17 protein-coding genes and 4 tRNA genes are annotated in these 16,041 nt (G+C 36.2%); 11 read left to right on the forward strand and 10 right to left on the reverse strand.

All coding sequences use genetic code 11. The features are described 5' to 3' along the window. The first annotated feature begins 63 nt into the window (after window positions 1-63). The gene (locus tag RHO14_10780; protein WVD70837.1) at window positions 64-1,089 is read left to right on the forward strand and encodes an iron-sulfur cluster-binding domain-containing protein; all 1,026 of its coding nucleotides are present in this window, start codon (window positions 64-66) and stop codon (window positions 1,087-1,089) included. An 83-nt stretch (window positions 1,090-1,172) separates the two neighbouring features. Further along, complete coding sequence (gene nsrR, locus RHO14_10785; protein ID WVD70838.1) at window positions 1,173-1,589, forward strand: nitric oxide-sensing transcriptional repressor NsrR; 417 nt, start codon at window positions 1,173-1,175, stop codon at window positions 1,587-1,589. 50 nt (window positions 1,590-1,639) lie between these two features. Here nsrR and RHO14_10790 read toward each other — a convergent pair whose 3' ends face one another. From RHO14_10790 to RHO14_10800, 3 genes are all read right to left on the reverse strand, one after another. Beyond that, complete coding sequence (locus RHO14_10790) at window positions 1,640-2,464, reverse strand: hypothetical protein (GenBank protein WVD70839.1); 825 nt, start codon at window positions 2,462-2,464, stop codon at window positions 1,640-1,642. A 136-nt stretch (window positions 2,465-2,600) separates the two neighbouring features. Further along, window positions 2,601-4,232 carry a phosphoglucomutase (alpha-D-glucose-1,6-bisphosphate-dependent) gene (gene pgm, locus RHO14_10795; protein ID WVD70840.1) on the reverse strand — a complete coding sequence of 544 codons (1,632 nt, stop codon included), beginning with the start codon at window positions 4,230-4,232 and terminating at the stop codon, window positions 2,601-2,603. Between the two features lie 28 nt (window positions 4,233-4,260). Further along, window positions 4,261-4,761, reverse strand: a complete 501-nt coding sequence (locus RHO14_10800) for a hypothetical protein (protein ID WVD70841.1) — start codon at window positions 4,759-4,761, stop codon at window positions 4,261-4,263. 462 nt (window positions 4,762-5,223) lie between these two features. Here RHO14_10800 and RHO14_10805 point away from each other — a divergent pair, with 462 nt between their 5' ends. Together RHO14_10805 and gloA are read left to right on the forward strand one after the other, a co-directional pair. Next, the gene (locus tag RHO14_10805) at window positions 5,224-5,700 is read left to right on the forward strand and encodes a glycine zipper 2TM domain-containing protein (protein WVD70842.1); all 477 of its coding nucleotides are present in this window, start codon (window positions 5,224-5,226) and stop codon (window positions 5,698-5,700) included. 28 nt (window positions 5,701-5,728) lie between these two features. Then, window positions 5,729-6,136: a lactoylglutathione lyase gene (gene gloA, locus RHO14_10810; GenBank protein WVD70843.1), complete on the forward strand. Its 408-nt coding sequence runs from the start codon at window positions 5,729-5,731 to the stop codon at window positions 6,134-6,136. Window positions 6,137-6,215: 79 nt separating this feature from the next. Here the strand turns inward: gloA and RHO14_10815 are convergent, their stop codons facing one another. Genes RHO14_10815 through moaC form a run of 4 tightly spaced genes read right to left on the reverse strand, consistent with a single transcriptional unit; the run spans window position 6,216 to window position 8,215 of the window. Continuing rightward, window positions 6,216-6,947, reverse strand: coding sequence for a Bax inhibitor-1/YccA family protein (locus RHO14_10815; GenBank protein WVD70844.1), 732 nt, complete (start codon window positions 6,945-6,947; stop codon window positions 6,216-6,218). A 60-nt stretch (window positions 6,948-7,007) separates the two neighbouring features. Next, a complete protein-coding gene (gene moaE / locus RHO14_10820; GenBank protein WVD70845.1) occupies window positions 7,008-7,463 on the reverse strand; it encodes a molybdopterin synthase catalytic subunit MoaE in 456 nt (151 codons plus the stop codon). Window positions 7,464-7,467: 4 nt separating this feature from the next. Then, the gene (gene moaD / locus RHO14_10825; protein ID WVD70846.1) at window positions 7,468-7,713 is read right to left on the reverse strand and encodes a molybdopterin synthase sulfur carrier subunit; all 246 of its coding nucleotides are present in this window, start codon (window positions 7,711-7,713) and stop codon (window positions 7,468-7,470) included. Further along, window positions 7,706-8,215, reverse strand: a complete 510-nt coding sequence (gene moaC / locus RHO14_10830) for a cyclic pyranopterin monophosphate synthase MoaC (GenBank protein WVD70847.1) — start codon at window positions 8,213-8,215, stop codon at window positions 7,706-7,708. The genes moaD and moaC overlap by 8 nt, the downstream gene beginning before the upstream one ends. Before the next feature lie 157 nt (window positions 8,216-8,372). Between moaC and RHO14_10835 the strand changes: the two genes are divergently transcribed. The 7 genes from RHO14_10835 to RHO14_10865 all read left to right on the forward strand — a co-directional run bounded on the left by RHO14_10835 (window position 8,373) and on the right by RHO14_10865 (window position 12,777). Beyond that, window positions 8,373-9,002, forward strand: a complete 630-nt coding sequence (locus tag RHO14_10835) for a TIGR04211 family SH3 domain-containing protein (protein ID WVD70848.1) — start codon at window positions 8,373-8,375, stop codon at window positions 9,000-9,002. Between the two features lie 4 nt (window positions 9,003-9,006). Beyond that, complete coding sequence (locus tag RHO14_10840) at window positions 9,007-10,233, forward strand: multifunctional CCA addition/repair protein (protein ID WVD70849.1); 1,227 nt, start codon at window positions 9,007-9,009, stop codon at window positions 10,231-10,233. Between the two features lie 116 nt (window positions 10,234-10,349). Then, a tRNA-Met gene (locus RHO14_10845) sits at window positions 10,350-10,426 on the forward strand. 22 nt (window positions 10,427-10,448) lie between these two features. Further along, window positions 10,449-10,533 (forward strand) — tRNA-Leu (locus RHO14_10850). A 26-nt stretch (window positions 10,534-10,559) separates the two neighbouring features. Then, a tRNA-Gln gene (locus RHO14_10855) sits at window positions 10,560-10,633 on the forward strand. Between the two features lie 177 nt (window positions 10,634-10,810). Beyond that, window positions 10,811-10,885: transfer RNA gene (locus RHO14_10860), tRNA-Gln, on the forward strand. A gap of 536 nt (window positions 10,886-11,421) precedes the next feature. Next, a complete protein-coding gene (locus RHO14_10865) occupies window positions 11,422-12,777 on the forward strand; it encodes an amidohydrolase family protein (GenBank protein ID WVD70850.1) in 1,356 nt (451 codons plus the stop codon). A 314-nt stretch (window positions 12,778-13,091) separates the two neighbouring features. On the opposite strand, the gene RHO14_10870 is transcribed toward RHO14_10865, so the two are convergent. The 3 genes from RHO14_10870 to rfaF are packed head-to-tail and all read right to left on the reverse strand — an operon-like array spanning window position 13,092 to window position 16,030. Continuing rightward, complete coding sequence (locus RHO14_10870) at window positions 13,092-13,973, reverse strand: arginase family protein (protein ID WVD70851.1); 882 nt, start codon at window positions 13,971-13,973, stop codon at window positions 13,092-13,094. Between the two features lie 39 nt (window positions 13,974-14,012). After that, window positions 14,013-14,981 (reverse strand): lipopolysaccharide heptosyltransferase RfaC, encoded by a 969-nt coding sequence (rfaC, locus tag RHO14_10875; GenBank protein WVD70852.1) that lies wholly within the window; start codon window positions 14,979-14,981, stop codon window positions 14,013-14,015. Beyond that, the gene (gene rfaF, locus RHO14_10880) at window positions 14,978-16,030 is read right to left on the reverse strand and encodes an ADP-heptose--LPS heptosyltransferase RfaF (protein ID WVD70853.1); all 1,053 of its coding nucleotides are present in this window, start codon (window positions 16,028-16,030) and stop codon (window positions 14,978-14,980) included. Before rfaF ends, rfaC begins: the two co-directional genes overlap by 4 nt. Between the last annotated feature and the right edge of the window lie 11 nt (window positions 16,031-16,041).

Below are 16,041 nucleotides of genomic sequence, written 5' to 3' on the forward strand. Positions count from 1 at the left end.
AGTTTCAATATAGCCCTTATAAAGATAAGGGCTACCTATCAAATAATGAGTTAAGGTTATTGCATGACATATCAAAATATTCCTTTAGTTTTAATTTTACGTAAAAAGGAAACGGATGATACAGAAAGTTTTTATTTTCAATCTAAAAAGCCGTTATTGTTTAATTTTAAGCCTGGGCAATTTATCTTATTAGAGGCGAATATTAACGGTAACTCGCAAGTAAGGGCCTATTCAATTAGTTCTCAGCCAAATAGCCCTAGCCTAAAACTGACCATTAAGCGAGTTAAAGATGGTTTGGTATCAAATTGGTTGATTGATAATCTGGCGCTAAATAATCAAATCACTTTGCGCAGCATTGGCGGGGAATTTAATATTATTGATGTTAAGTATAAAAAGAAAATATTATTTATAAGCGCTGGTTGCGGCATTACTCCCGTTACATCAATGGCGCAATACTTGTTAGATCAAAAAATTGCTGTCGATATCGATTTTTTACATTGCGCTAAAGATGAATTTAATATTATTTACTACCTTAAGCTACAGCAAATGGCTAAGCAATATCGTCATTTTAATTATCATCTTAGACTAAAAAATAGTAGTACTGAGCCTGCACTAATGCATAGTTCAATCGGGCGAATTACTGATGACTTTTTAATTGAGCACTATTCAAATCTTGACGAATATACTATTTTTCTATGTGGTTCACATCGTTTTATGACTGATATAGCAAATAACTTAAAATCATTAAACTTTGATATGGATCAGTTCCACTATGAAAGCTTTACGTTAGAAAGTTGCCTTGATGATAAACTATCTGATAAACAAGGAATTAAAGTTACTGTTGCCGATTTTAACTTTGAGCAAACAGCAGCAATTGATGATAATTTGTTAACGATTTTAGAGTCGGGTCAATTACCTATTATTGGTGCATGCCGATCTGGCGTGTGTGGTGCTTGTAAATGTAAAATTGAACATGGTGAGGTGATATCAACTAGCTACGCAACATTAAGCCAACAAGAAATTGAGCAAGGCTATCATTTAGCGTGTTCAACTATCGTAAAAAGTGATGTCGACGTTTCATTAAGTTAGACTAGAGTTGATTTATTGATGACTTTTCGTTAAGGTACTCAAAAATTTGTCATTAAATGCAGATAAGGAATTAGGGGAAATAGGTGCAACTATCAAGTTTTACAGACTATAGTATCCGTGTGCTAATTTATTTATCTGCATTAGACAATGGAGAATTAACCAAAATTGTTACCGTGAGTGAACACTATAATATTTCAAGAAATCATTTGGTAAAAGTTGTTCATAAACTTGGGCAACTTGGTTATATTGAAACAGTCCAAGGCAAAAATGGCGGAATTAAGCTAAAAAAATCACCTAAACAGCTGAACATAGGGCAAATAATTCGCCAGCTTGAGCCCTTAGCACTGCTTAATTGTGGGACATCATTTTGTCATATCAGCCCAGCTTGCCGCTTAAAGAATTATCTAATTGATGCTAAAGACGCCTTTTTAACTGAGTTAGAGAAATATACTATCGATGATTTAATCAATGACAATCCCAAACTTATCAACTTACTATAAAAGATAAGTGGCTAGTTTAGATTAGAAGATGAATAAAATAATAGATAGGATCACCAATATTCAATAGTGCGTTTATAACTCACTTCTTCACCGTCAAATTTTTCTGTTTTCGTTAACCAATTGCCATGTAAATCAAAATTACTATAAGTAACTTGACTATGTGTATCTTCTGATGCTTCATTAACAAATTGATAATGGGAATTTTCACGGCTGCCAATTAATCTTAACTGATCATCGTATTCAAAATTAGCTTGAATAATTGAGGTATAGCCATTTTCATTGCCGTCAATATTTGAATAATCAAATGAACTAAGTAATCCAGCTTGGTTAAATTGATATTCAATATTGATTTTTTCTTTTGATAATGCTTTGTCATAGCTAAAAATAGCTGCCAATTTTTTACCATTATCTAACATTTCATTTTTTTGCAACATCATACGTGTTTCATCAAAACTATGTGAGGGAAGTAACGTGACTTGAAAATGATCATCTTTCAAAACATAAATGCTGTTGTCTATTTGATAGTTCCCCATGGTCTGTTTGCGTCGCCATGTATTGTTTTCAGTTCGCATTAAAGTCATAATCATGGTTCTTTTTTCTGCCAGCGTGTGGCCGGTCGCGAAGGCGGAGTAGTAGTTGATTAATAGCCCTTGTTTATCGTACTCAGCAATCGTTTTGCCCTGACTATTATCAGTGCTTTTGTCTATGGTAAGCGTAGATTTTTTTACTGCGGTGGAGGACGGCGTAATAATTTGAATATCATCATTTTCTAGTAATAAATTTATCTGCTGATTAGTTAATTTAGCCAAGCTAACATTACTAAAATAGATTGCACTGATCACAATTAAAATATAAACAATAACTCTTTTTTTCATTTTCGAGATAACCACTTGTATTTTTTCATTATAAACACATACTTAAAAGATCAATACAGTTATATCATTAACAAATAACATTGTCGAGTTAAAGACAAGAAGCGAGTAAAATATACTCGCTTATGTAAAGCTTAAGCTAATTAATTGCTTTAGTAACTAATTGCTGTGCTTCTTGTTGGATCTGATCTAAATGCTCGTTGCTAATAAAGCTCTCAGCATAGATTTTATAAGCATCTTCAGTTCCTGATGGCCGAGCGGCAAACCAACCATTTTTAGTCACCACTTTTAAGCCACCAATTGCCGCATCATTTGCCGGCGCTTTAGTTAGGCATTGTTCGATTTTTTCGCCCGCGAGGGAATCAGTAGTCAATTGATTAGCATCAAGTTTAGCTAATTTTTGCTTTTCAATAAAACTGGCTGGAGCTTGAATTCGGCCGTAATAAGATTGACCAAATTCATGTTCAAGAAAATCGTATTGCTGTTGAGGATTTTTACCAATTTTCGCCGTCATTTCAGCAGCAAGTAAACAGAGAATTATGCCATCTTTATCGGTAGACCAAACTTGACCATTTTTCCTTAAAAAAGAAGCGCCCGCACTTTCTTCGCCAGCAAATCCAATTGAACCGTTAAATAGCCCTTCGCCATACCACTTAAAGCCGACGGGGAATTCTAATAATGTTCGCTGTAAATTAGCCGAAATCCTATCAACAATTGAGCTAGTAACTAATGTTTTACCAATCAAGCAGTGACTATTCCAATTAGGGCGATGCTTGAATAAGTAGTTAACACAAGTTGCTAAGTAAGCATTAGGTTTCATAAGCCCTGCGGGCGTAACAATGCCATGCCTATCAAAATCAGTATCATTACCAAATGCTAAATCAAATTTATCTTTTAATTGTAATAAACCAGCCATCGCATCTGCACTTGAACAGTCCATTCTAATGATGCTATCGTGATCTAAATGCATAAAACTAAAGGTTGGATCAATTTTGTCATTAACAATATTCAGATTTAATTTATATTTTTCAGCTATTCTTGGCCAATAAGCGATCCCCGCGCCACCAAGTGGATCGACGCCAATATTAAGTCCTTCACTTGCGATCACATCAAAATCAATAATATGAGTTAAATCTTCAATATAATCAATTTCATATTCTTTAGTATGAATAAAGCCAGAATTCATTGCCTGTGATAACGTTATTCGTTTAACGCCGACTAAATTGTTTTTTAATAACTCATTGGCTCTATTTTCAATCGCCGTTGTTGCCGCCGTATCAGCAGGCCCACCATTTATAATATTATATTTTATCCCGCCATCTTCCGGTGGGTTATGCGAAGGTGTGATGACTATACCATCAGCCAAATTTTTATGTTTTTGATTATAATTAATAATTGCATGAGAAATAGCCGGTGTTGGAGTATATCCCCAATCGGTAGCAATAATGCTCGTAATTTGATTTGCAGCAAAAACTTCAAGCACGGTTTTTAGTGCTGGCTCTGACAATGCATGTGTGTCTTTACCGATAAAACAAGGGCCTGTAATATTTTGTGATTTACGATAATCAGCAACAGCCTGCGCAATTGCAAGAATATGCAACTGATTAAATGTTCCTTTATTTGCACTACCGCGATGTCCTGATGTACCAAATATTACAAGTTGGCTAGGATCTTCATTGTCAGGTTCGATGGCATAATAGTTATTTAATAAAGCATCAATATTAATAAGATCTTTTGGCTGGGCTAATTGCCCTGCTCTTGAATTTATCATCCGCGTGATATCCTTTGCATTAATAAGGTTATTTTGTAACAAACTGCTTAGTAACTTGCTCAATGATGTGAGTCGATATTGCCATATTTTGCATCAATGACTCAATAATATAAATTTTTCGAGCGGTATTACTGTTAGTGATAACCATATAAGGTGTATCAGGAATTAGCTTAGGTTTAGTATTATTACCTGAACGCAATAATGTCTCTTCATTTTTTGCTAAATAGCGTCGTTTACTGCCATGTAAAGACGCCGCGGCAACAGAGAATAAGCTTTTATTACAAAGGTATAACGTCGAAAGAATAGAGATAAAACGATTAACAAGTTTTTTTTCTGCAAGAAAATTATCGCTATAAACCAACTTAACTAACGTTGAAATATCCGCTAATTGATTTGACGGCTTAATCACTAATTCTTTAGTTTCAATAGCAAGTAAACGGCGTAATATGCTCGACGCACTTTCACCAATATGCTGAGTTTGCCCTGCTATATACTGATATAATTCGTCATCAATTTCGATTGTCTTCATGCTATATTCCTGTCCTAACTAAAAATAAATAAAACAACTACATAATTTAATTTACTGAACTTCTTATATCACACTCCCCTATATTGAAAGTGGAAGTAATCAGAAAATTATTACACATAACTAAAATAGATCCGTTAAAAAATATTTACCCTTTAAAATAGACCAATATTTATAACTGTTGCTATTGTTTGATACACTTTTTTCGTTACACGAATTGTATCACTAATTATGAAAATAATAAAAACCTGTTCAGCTTAGCCATAGGCCTCTTATATCAATTTGATAGCGGTAACTTATTAATAAATAAACATTTTTTATCTATAAATGCCTATTCATTAATTTTTACGATAAAAAAACGATATTATTAGCTAAGATTTGATAAAATATCCAACAATCAGCTTAATTAATATGTTATTGAGTTCTTGAAAATAACAGAATTAGCCATCATAGGGGATGAAATTTATGAAAAAGATTACGGTATTAGCATGTTTAACGATATTACTTGTGGGATGTCAAAATAGTGATATCTATTCTGGTAACGTATATACCGCAAATCAAGCTAAGCAAGTTCAAAATGTTAGTTATGGTACGGTTTTATCAGTGCGTGCAGTAAAAATACAGACCAATGCTTCAAATGATTCATCAAATAGTATTATTGGCACGATTGGCGGCGCTATCTTAGGTGGCTTTTTAGGTAATACAATTGGTGGTGGCGCGGGTAATAAATTAGCTACCGCTGGCGGCGCAATTGGTGGCGCGATAGTGGGCAGTGAAATCGAAAATGCAGTTAGTCAAACCAACGCCGTAGAGCTTGAAATTCGTCAAGCAAATGGCTCATCAATTGTCATCGTACAAAAAGCTGAACAAGGTGAATTTCAAGTAGGCCAACAAGTTCGCCTCGTTACCAATGGAAAACAAGTTAACGCATCACCACGTTAAGTCACGTTAAATAGCAAAAGGATAAAAAATGCGAATATTACATACCATGATCCGGGTTGGAAATTTACAGCAATCAATCGATTTTTATACTAAAACAATGGGAATGAAATTGCTTAGAACCAGTGAGAACACTGAATATAAATATTCATTGGCTTTTGTTGGCTATGATGATGAAAGTAAAGCATCAGTGATAGAGCTAACTTACAACTGGGGAACAGATAGCTATGATCATGGCAATGCCTTTGGTCATATTGCAATTGGTGTTGATGATGTTGCAAATACCTGCCAAATAATCAAACAAGCGGGCGGGAAAGTGACTCGAGAAGCTGGCCCAGTCAAAGGTGGCTCAACTATTATTGCATTTGTCGAAGATCCTGATGGTTATAAAATTGAGTTGATTGAAAATAGCCAAGCAGATAAAGCGTTAGGCAATTAATTTAGTGGTTACTCTCGTTATTTTATAACAAATACTAAAAAGGGCCTTACGGCCCTTTTTATTTTTCAGCTATCGATAATTATCGACGATCACCTAAAATTCTTAGTAACATTAAGAATAAGTTAATAAAATCAAGATAAAGCGTTAATGCACCAAAAATCGCATAACGTCTAAATGCATTTGGATCATCAGTTGATAATTGTTCACCAAAGGCTTTTAATTTTTGTGTGTCATAAGCAGTTAAGCCAGCAAAAACAAATACACCAATGTAAGTAATTGCCCACATTAATGGCGCACTTTGCATGAAGATATTAACAAGCGATGCAATCACAATACCGATTAAACCCATGAATAGGAAGCGACCTAATCCAGATAAATCACGTTTTGTGGTATAACCATAAAATGCTAATGCGGCAAACATTCCAGCCGTGATAAAAAATACACTAACGATTGATGAAGCAGTATATGCAAGAAAAATCGAACTTAATGTTAAGCCACTTAGTGCTGAATAGAGCATAAATATCGTTGTCGCAGCGCTACCAGATAAGCGATTTATCATGCCTGATAAGACAAAAACTAATCCTAATTGCGCGGCAATTAAAATCCATGAAAAAACACTTAAGGTCCAATAACCACGAGCATCTTGGCTAAACAGCAATCTAAAAACTGACTCATTATTTGATGCAAACCACGCAACTAGCCCAGTTAAAGCAAGGCCAACGGTCATCCATCCATAAACATGACTCATATAAGTTTGAACTCGGCTACCTGACTGCTCAATAATCGAGCTATTAGGGGAATAATTATTCATTTAATATCCTCTTTTTATAAAATGATGTACAACATTTGTTTATTATATCTAAATAGTATCTTAATACCATTTTTTCAAGGCATCTTTATCAGATTTTTTCGCTTCGACCCAATTATTACCGGTCGCTGTCAGTTCTTTTTTCCAAAATGGCGCGTCATTTTTTAAAACGTCCATAATAAATTCCGCTGCAGCAAATGAATCCTTACGATGCGCACTACTAACACCAACATAGACAATATTTTCATTCGCAACCATCTCACCAATGCGGTGAATAACAACAATGCGGTTAAGCTGCCAGCGAGTTCTCGCTTTATCGATAATTTTGTCTAATACTTTTTCAGTCATACCTTGATAGTGCTCTAAATATAATGAAGAGACCTCGTTTGATAATGATCTGACTTTTCCAGTAAAAGTGACAATGGCGCCATCTTCAGGTGATTGCGATAACCACTGATAATATTTATCAATCTTAATGTCATTTTCACTAACAATCACAATACTTTTACTGTTATTCATTTTACTAACCACCGGTAACTGGAGGGAAAAACGCGATTTCATCATTAGCACCAATAACGTGAGAATCATCAACCAATTGCTTATTTACGGCGCAAAGTGGCGTCTTTTCTTTTAATGCATAATGCCAGTTATCACCTTTTAAGCTTAAATGATTAATTAAATCAGCAATGGTAATCGCACTTGCCTCTAATTCTAAACAGGCCGTGCCGACTAATTCTCTAGTTTGGGCAAAAAATAATATCTTAATCATTGTCAGCCTTAAAATCACCTGATTTACCGCCTTTTTTAGCTAACAGCCGAACTTGCGAGATAACCATATCTTTTTGTACTGCTTTACACATATCATAAATAGTTAAGGCAGCCGTTGATGCTGCAACGAGTGCTTCCATCTCAACGCCAGTTTGACCTTTCAATTTGCAAAGCGATTCTATTCTAACTTGTGAATTTTTAACATCAGGTTCAATACTAATTTCGATCTTAGTTAATAATAGCGGATGACAAAGCGGAATTAACTCCCAAGTACGTTTAGCCGCTTGGATCCCGGCAATTCTTGCTGTTGCAAATACATCACCTTTATGATGTTTACCGGCAACAATCATCGCTAATGTGTCTGGGTGCATCTGCACAAAGGCTTCAGCGACCGCTTCACGCGCAGTTTCTGCCTTAGCGGTTACATCAACCATATGAGCTTGACCTTGCGCATTTATATGACTGAAACTAGGGCTATTTTGGTGTTTGTCTAACGTTGGCATAAATAACAATCTTTAAGTCAAAATTTGCTTTAAGATAGCAAATTTATCGATTATTGAGAATAGATTCTTATACTATCTTACAACAAACTCTATCATAGAATATTTTTATGGTATAATGGCATGAACCTTCAACGATCAAATAGAAAGAAATAACCTTATGTATAAAAAGAATTTATTAATAGCATTAATGCTTTCCTTTATTTTACCAACACTAATGACATCTTCTGCGTTTGCAGCTGATAAATATATTACAGATGATCTTTCTGTATATTTAAGGCGTGGACCAGGACCTCAGTATGGAATAACAGGAACATTAAAAGCCGGCGAGCAAGTGTCTGTTTTAGAAACCAGCAGTGACGGTAAATATACGCGTATTAAGGACGATAAAAATCGTGTTTCTTGGATTGAATCAGAATTTTTATCAAATCTGCCAAGTCTAAAAGAAAGAGTTCCAGCACTTGAACAAGAATTAACAATTTTAAAAGATAAAGCAGATAATGCGACTCAAGATAAACAAGCACTAATCGATAATTACACGAATCAATTAACACTTGCGAATCAAAAAATTGCCGATTTAGATAAAACTAACAGCGAGTTAAAAACGCAGTCTAATGAACAATTATCACAAATTGAGTCAATGAATAATCAATTAGATGAGAAAAGACAAAGTTTAATTCTTAGCTGGTTTTTACGTGGTGGCTTAGTTGCAGGTATTGGCTTAATTATTGGTTTGTTATTACCTTTTATTATTCCCCGTAGCCGTAAGAAAGATCGTTGGATGAATTAACTCGATGAAAAAGTATCTTGTTGGTGGCGCAGTTAGAGATACCCTACTCAATATTGCTATTATTGATTCTGACTGGGTTATCGTTGGAGCAAAGCCACAAGAGCTTTTAGATCTTGGATATGCGCAAGTAGGAAAAGATTTTCCTGTTTTTCTTCATCCAAAAACCAAAGAAGAGTACGCTTTAGCGCGCACTGAGCGAAAATCAGGACAAGGCTATACCGGATTTATCTGCGATTTTAATGAAGATATTACCTTGGAACAAGATTTACAGCGCCGAGATTTAACCATTAACGCCATTGCCATGGATGAAGATCGTAACTTAATTGATCCCTATGGCGGCATTAATGATCTGCATAATCGTATATTAAGGCATGTTTCGCCTGCTTTTAAAGAAGATCCACTTCGTGTACTTCGAGTTGCAAGGTTTGCCGCTCGTTATCATCATTTAGGCTTTACCATCGCACCAAAAACACTGGAGCTGATGACGGATATTGTCAAAGCGGGCGAAATTAATCACCTAACAGCTGAAAGAGTTTGGAAAGAGACTGAAAAGGCGCTAAGCACGCAAAACCCACAAGTGTTTTTTGAGGTTTTAAGATCGTGTCGCGCTTTAGCGATCCTCTTTCCTGAATTAAATGACCTGTTTGGCATTCCACAGCCGCCAAAATGGCATCCCGAAATTGACTCAGGTGTCCATACCCTTCTCGCATTAAAACAAGCAGCGCTACTGACTGATGATTTAACGGTGCGATTTGCCGTATTATGCCACGATTTTGGCAAAGCATTGACACCTAAAGAACAATGGCCACATCATCAAGGTCATGGTGAAAAAGGGATCCCGCTAGTCCATCAATTATGCACAAGATTAAAAATTCCCAATCACTATCAAAAAATTGCCAGTTTAATGTGCCGTTATCATGATGAAGTTCATCATATTACTGAATTATCCGCTACAGCCCTGGTTTCACTCCTTAATGGCATTGATGTATGGCGCAGTCCTGAAAACCTTGAAAAATTAATTTTAACTAGTACAGCTGACTTAAGAGGCAGGCAAGGCTTTGAAAATAGGCCCTATCCTCAAGCAAAATATTTACAAAAAGGATATTTAATAGCGAAATCAGTTGTGATAAACGATATCATTGAGGCAGGATTTAAAGGTAGAGAAATTCAAGATGAATTAGCGCGTAGGCGAACAAATGCGATCAATGAATGGAAAATAACTAATATTTGATTACATCATAAACAATCGATAAAAAAATTTAAAATATCATAAAAAAGTAGTTGACGATTTAACTTAAGACAAGCATAATGCGCCTCGCAGTGTTAGTTACGACGTTGCGAATGAATGGCTACGTAGCTCAGTTGGTTAGAGCACATCACTCATAATGATGGGGTCACAGGTTCGAATCCCGTCGTAGCCACCATTAAGATTAAAGAAGTATCAGTGCGGGTGTGGCGAAATTGGTAGACGCACCAGATTTAGGTTCTGGCGCCGCGAGGCGTGTGAGTTCAAGTCTCTCCACCCGCACCATTTTAATCTTAATAATCTTATACCATTGGGGTATAGCCAAGCGGTAAGGCAGCGGGTTTTGATCCCGTCATCCCAGGTTCGAATCCTGGTACCCCAGCCATCTTGCTAATTATTAGCAGTTAGCAAAACGAATATAACGTCATTATCAAATTGTAAATGAAACTTCACTAAAGATTATGACTTAATTAGTCGATGCAAAAAATTCATATTGTATAATCTAAATTATATATACTTAACAATCACCACCTACTTTACTAAAAATTACTTGCCTTTATTTTGGGGTATAGCCAAGCGGTAAGGCAGCGGATTCTGATTCCGCCATTCTGAGGTTCGAATCCTCATACCCCAGCCATTATCATAAACAATTAAATTCCAGTATGTCATCTGGTGTGCCATTTAATATTAAATCTTATTATACAAAAAAAACTTATATTCTATAATGACACTTCTTAGGGCAATCCTCCCATTTTTAATGAAAGTTCGGCCTAGAATTTATCTATCATAATCACCTCAAAATAAATATTTACCATATTATTCATCATAGACATTCACCCCTTGCGGGTATAGAATCAAAATTCACACGTTAACCAGAACTTAATTATATCTAAAGTTAAATTTTGATTACAACAGCCCTGCTGTACCGAGTATTAGTATCGTCAGTTTTTTCTCGTATCCCCAATGAATAAGTTTTTGGAGCTTGATTGACTGGCCCTTTGTTTGCCAAATTTAGTAGGCCATATAATCAGGCCTAAAAACTAATTTAGTTAATCGCTATTCGAGCCACACAAGAAACTCTATTGGTTTATATAAAATAATCATCAATTCGAAAAATATCAAAAAGGGAGTTAAGCTATGAAAAAAACATATGGCAAGTTGACTGCGCTGACTTTGGGATTATTGCTGTCAAATACCGCATTTTCCCAGTCTGTACTTATCAAAAATATTCAGACACTTATTACCGGGCAGCCTACGGCTGATCGAAAAGCAGAAGTACTACACAATCAAGATATTTTTATTGAAGATGGTAAAATAAAAGCAATAGGTAGCAACCTAAATAGCGGCGCCGCTGACAAAGTTATCGATGCGACCGGAAAAATCGTGCAACCTGGCTTTGTCGATACACATGACCATCTTTGGCAAGTCACCATTCGGGGATGCGGAAACAATCAAGAACTTTTCGATTGGCTGTCTGACTGCGATATTGTTCAGCAAGACATAACCCATGAAGAAGGATTTGCAGCAGTTCGCTTGGCGACTTACGATTTAATTAATACGGGTATCACAACCGTCATGGACTGGAATCATTCTTTTTCTGAGGGGCAGGCATACGGAGGGCTTGAGGCGCTTCAGCAATCAGGGCTTCGCTATGTTTTTGGTTTTTATCCCAACAATAATACAGATCTTGAAACTAATGCTTATAAAATCAAAGGGATGGTAGATGAAGATCCGTTAGGTTCATTTATGATATGTGGCCATCCAGCCAACCTTCTCAAAAACTCAATGGCTGATTTAGTGCAGCTTTCTCGAAAAATGGATGTTCCCTTAAATTTCCACTATGCTGAAAGTGCTCTGGATAAAAAACATGAGCAGACAAAGACAATGCTCGAAACTGAAGTATTTTCCCGCCCACTGATCTTAAACCATGTGATACACGTTGATGATGATGAAATAAAAAATATGGTCGATTATAAAGCACGTATTAGCCATAATCCGTTAAGCAACATGCGACTTGCAACCGGGATCATGCCTCTTGAAAAACTGTCTAATGCTGGTTTAGTAATTGGCCTAGGCTTAGATGGCGGCACAAATGATAGTGCGGACTTTTTTAGCCTGATGAAAACAACAGTTGGACTACAACGCGCTCTGCATGAATCTGCACTTATATACCCAAATTACAATGAAGTTGTATTATTGGCAACAAGTGAAGGAGCAAAGGTACTAGGTTTAAACCAGCTTACTGGTACGTTAGAAAAAGGTAAGGCGGCAGATCTCATTATTATTGATCCTAGATCAACGAATATGGCGGTAAATTTTGATGAAGTAGCGCAGATCCCAATGAATGCAACACCAGCAAACATCGAACTGGTTATGGTTCAAGGGAAAATTCTCAAAGAAGATGGCAAGATAATTTATACCAATGAATCGTTAGATGAGCTTATCGCTAAAAACAAAATGACCGTAGATCGCTTTAAGTCACGGACAATCAAAAATAAGGTGAAAGAACTCGATGTATTTACACCTTAACTGAACCATAAGCATAACATTAGAACAACAAGCTATTTAGGCTTGTTATAATCGGCATGGCAAAAACGATTCTGCGGTGCCGATAACTGCCTAAGAATCGACTATCTTGAGTGTTGTAACTTAAAAGAAACCGACCATAATACATTTGATATTACTAAAAATAGTCATTCTTTGTCGGCCTTAAAAATCACTAAATTTTGTTAACTTTCGCCCTGTTAACATGCCTTTTCAATCAAAAAATCGATCATCAATTCAAATTATTATCTTATCGATGATAGCGTTAAAAATTAAGCGGTTAGTTTTAAAGGTAGCCATTATTCATTAAATATAGCTAATTTTCGGAAAAGATTTTTAAGATAATAAGCATCCCAAGGTAGATATTCAGCAATACTAAAACCAACTACATCGGTTGTATTAAAAATAGCCACAAGGTAATTTATCAATTGCTCAAGGCCCATTTTACCCACTGCAGCATTGTCTGGAATCGATGTTAAATTAGGATCATTAAAATATAATGAATGAAATGCTTTCGGATCTAAAACATCTAAATCTAAATGGATCGCTATTTTTTTAAAGTTATTAACGGCTATCCAATCGCTAATTTGAGTATGCGTGATGTTTTCTTGCCGGCTATCTTGATAATTAATGTTTAATTTTTCTAAAATTGTTTTTTCATCTTGCGTGGGCTCTTGTAGCCCTAAGTATAAAATCTGATTTGATTTAAATGGATTATTAACTAAGCCTGATAATGCTTTATCGCCCTGATGCAATAAGTTAGCTAGCACCATGGCGTGCGAATTATAAAAAATATCAGGATTTGAAATATCGGGATGAGAATCAATCCAAATGATCCCTAGCTGTTCTTGATATTTTCCATGTAAATAATCGAATGGCGCTTGTGATACTAAGCAATCACCGCCTATTGTTATAATTTTATCTGGGTTTTCTTTTTCAATTGCTTGTTTGGCTAATTCAATATTATTTTTTATGATATGCCGACCCGTTATACCATCTTCAATTTGAAGCTCACCATTATCTGGTTTTTGAATATTGATCGTTATTTCTTTTTGATTGGTATTTTTTGGTAATAACAATGAAAGCAGCTCAGCGCCAAAATAATAAACGGGATTATTGCCACCTTGCCAATCAGGGTATTTAACTCTTAATGTCTTAAGCCTGCTTTTGTCTAAATTCATCTGTTTATTCACCAATAGAATAGTTATAAAATTCAATTATCAAATAATCAAGGCTAATTTTTCATATACCTCGGTGGCTAAAATAGTTTGCATACTTTTTTGGGGTGAAATAAGGCTATTTTGATTTAGTCCATAACCGCCGATTAATTTAGGATCAGTTGGCCCATAAAGTGTAATATTAGGTCTATCTAATGCCGCAGTTAAGTGGCTTAAACCCGTATCGACCGATACAACTGCTTTAGCACCAGCTAAAATTGTTGCGATCTCGGCTAATGATGATTTAGGCAAGACTTCTACATGAGAAAATGCTTTTGCTAATCGAAGAGAGCGCTCATATTCATGGGCACTGCCCCAAGGTAACTTGATTTTATACCCGATAGGCTCAATAAGCTTAATTAATGCACGCCACTCATCTTCAGTCCAATGTTTATCATCGCGAGTTGTTGAATGCAAAAAAACTAAATATTGCTGATTATCTTTTGGTAGAACCGATAAAAAATGGTTTGCTATCGCATAATCACCTATTTCTTTAGGTAAAGAATAATTTAAGCTTTCGGCAAAAAGCTTGCGCACGCGTTCAACGGCATGGCAATCTTTAGCCACAAAATGTTTCACATCATAAAACCAACTGGCAATCGGTTCTCTTGCACTTTTTTTATCTAAACCATGTTTAATGCCTCGCGCTTTACGTGTAATAAGAAAAGCACTTTTAATTAAGCCTTGCGCATCAATCACGGCGTCATATTGTTGTAACTGCAACTGGTCAATAAATCGTTTTCGCTCGGCTCGAGTATCGCTTGAAAACCAGCTTTTACGCCAGCGCCTTATCGCGACTGGGATCACTTGGTCGACGGCAAAATGCCAACTTGGGATCTGGGCAAAGTTTTCTTCAACGACCCAATCAAAACGAATATCTTTTACTGCATTACTTGCATCAGTTAATGCCGGTAATGTATGTAAAACATCACCCATTGATGAGGTTTTGACGATTAAAACGCGCTTAGTCATGATTGTAAGTCCGCCTGCGGCTGATGAAGCAAAGTCATCAATTTTTCAAAAACACACTCAGGTTTTATATCAATTAAACTTTGATGATAGCCTTCTTGACTATCTCCCCTGCGCACTTTGTGATAACCACTAATTAAGCGAATAATAACGGCTTGGTCAGATAACGGCGGCGTAAAATCAGGGCTACTTGGCCCATAAAGCGCAACGAGTGGGCGACCTAGCGCTGCTGCAATATGCATAAGGCCAGAATCATTAGATATAACCGCTTTACAGCCAGCAATTAAATTAACTGCTTGCTGCAAAGATGTCGCTCCCGCTAAGTTAATACATTTATCAGGAAATGCCATCTGATTTATTATCGCATCACCAACTTGCTTATCGTTATTTGAACCAAAAATAACAATTTTAGCCCCTTGTTTGACTAACATATCAGCGAGTTTTGCATAATGATAATCAGGCCAACGTTTAGCTGGCCCAAATTCAGCGCCTGGGCAAAAACCAATTAACGAGGTTTGATCTTGTAAATTAAACTCACTTTTAGTTTTAATTGCATCTTGCGTTTCAACTATTAGCTTTGGATACAGTAACGGTTTTTGTAAATCAGCCGCTGACGCGACGCTATTTTTTGGATAAGCTAAAGCAATATAGCGCTCAACCATTAATGGAAAAGCTTGTTTATCAAGGGTGCGAATGTCATTTAATAAACCATAACGCTGTTCACCTTTCCAACCTGTTCGTTTAGGAATGCCAGCAAAAAATGGAATTAATGCCGATTTTAATGAGTTAGGTAAAACTATCGCCTGATCATAATTATCGTTACGTAACGATTTACCGAGTTGGTAGCGCTCACGTAATGCAAGTTTTCCATGACCTATTGGCATCGAAATAGCTTTACTCACTTCAGGCATCTTATTGAGTAGCGCCCTGCACCATGCCGGCGCCATCACGTCAATTTCGATTTCTGGGTTTAGTGTTTTCATTGTCCGATAAAGGCTTTGTGACATCATCATATCACCCACCCAAGACGGCCCAATAATTAACGTTTTCATACAGGTTCTCA

This window comes from Orbaceae bacterium lpD04, assembly GCA_036251935.1.
GTDB classification, from domain to species: domain Bacteria; phylum Pseudomonadota; class Gammaproteobacteria; order Enterobacterales; family Orbaceae; genus Orbus; species Orbus wheelerorum.

Coding starts and splice junctions, on each gene's coding strand:
- RHO14_10780 (WVD70837.1), top strand. CDS start 64: ATGACATATCAAAATATTCCTTTAGTTTTAATTTTACGTAAAAAGGAA.
- RHO14_10790 (WVD70839.1), bottom strand. CDS start 2,464: ATGAAAAAAAGAGTTATTGTTTATATTTTAATTGTGATCAGTGCAATC.
- pgm (WVD70840.1), bottom strand. CDS start 4,232: ATGATAAATTCAAGAGCAGGGCAATTAGCCCAGCCAAAAGATCTTATT.
- RHO14_10800 (WVD70841.1), bottom strand. CDS start 4,761: ATGAAGACAATCGAAATTGATGACGAATTATATCAGTATATAGCAGGG.
- RHO14_10805 (WVD70842.1), top strand. CDS start 5,224: ATGAAAAAGATTACGGTATTAGCATGTTTAACGATATTACTTGTGGGA.
- gloA (WVD70843.1), top strand. CDS start 5,729: ATGCGAATATTACATACCATGATCCGGGTTGGAAATTTACAGCAATCA.
- RHO14_10815 (WVD70844.1), bottom strand. CDS start 6,947: ATGAATAATTATTCCCCTAATAGCTCGATTATTGAGCAGTCAGGTAGC.
- moaE (WVD70845.1), bottom strand. CDS start 7,463: ATGAATAACAGTAAAAGTATTGTGATTGTTAGTGAAAATGACATTAAG.
- moaD (WVD70846.1), bottom strand. CDS start 7,713: ATGATTAAGATATTATTTTTTGCCCAAACTAGAGAATTAGTCGGCACG.
- moaC (WVD70847.1), bottom strand. CDS start 8,215: ATGCCAACGTTAGACAAACACCAAAATAGCCCTAGTTTCAGTCATATA.
- RHO14_10835 (WVD70848.1), top strand. CDS start 8,373: ATGTATAAAAAGAATTTATTAATAGCATTAATGCTTTCCTTTATTTTA.
- RHO14_10840 (WVD70849.1), top strand. CDS start 9,007: ATGAAAAAGTATCTTGTTGGTGGCGCAGTTAGAGATACCCTACTCAAT.
- RHO14_10870 (WVD70851.1), bottom strand. CDS start 13,973: ATGAATTTAGACAAAAGCAGGCTTAAGACATTAAGAGTTAAATACCCT.
- rfaC (WVD70852.1), bottom strand. CDS start 14,981: ATGACTAAGCGCGTTTTAATCGTCAAAACCTCATCAATGGGTGATGTT.
- rfaF (WVD70853.1), bottom strand. CDS start 16,030: ATGAAAACGTTAATTATTGGGCCGTCTTGGGTGGGTGATATGATGATG.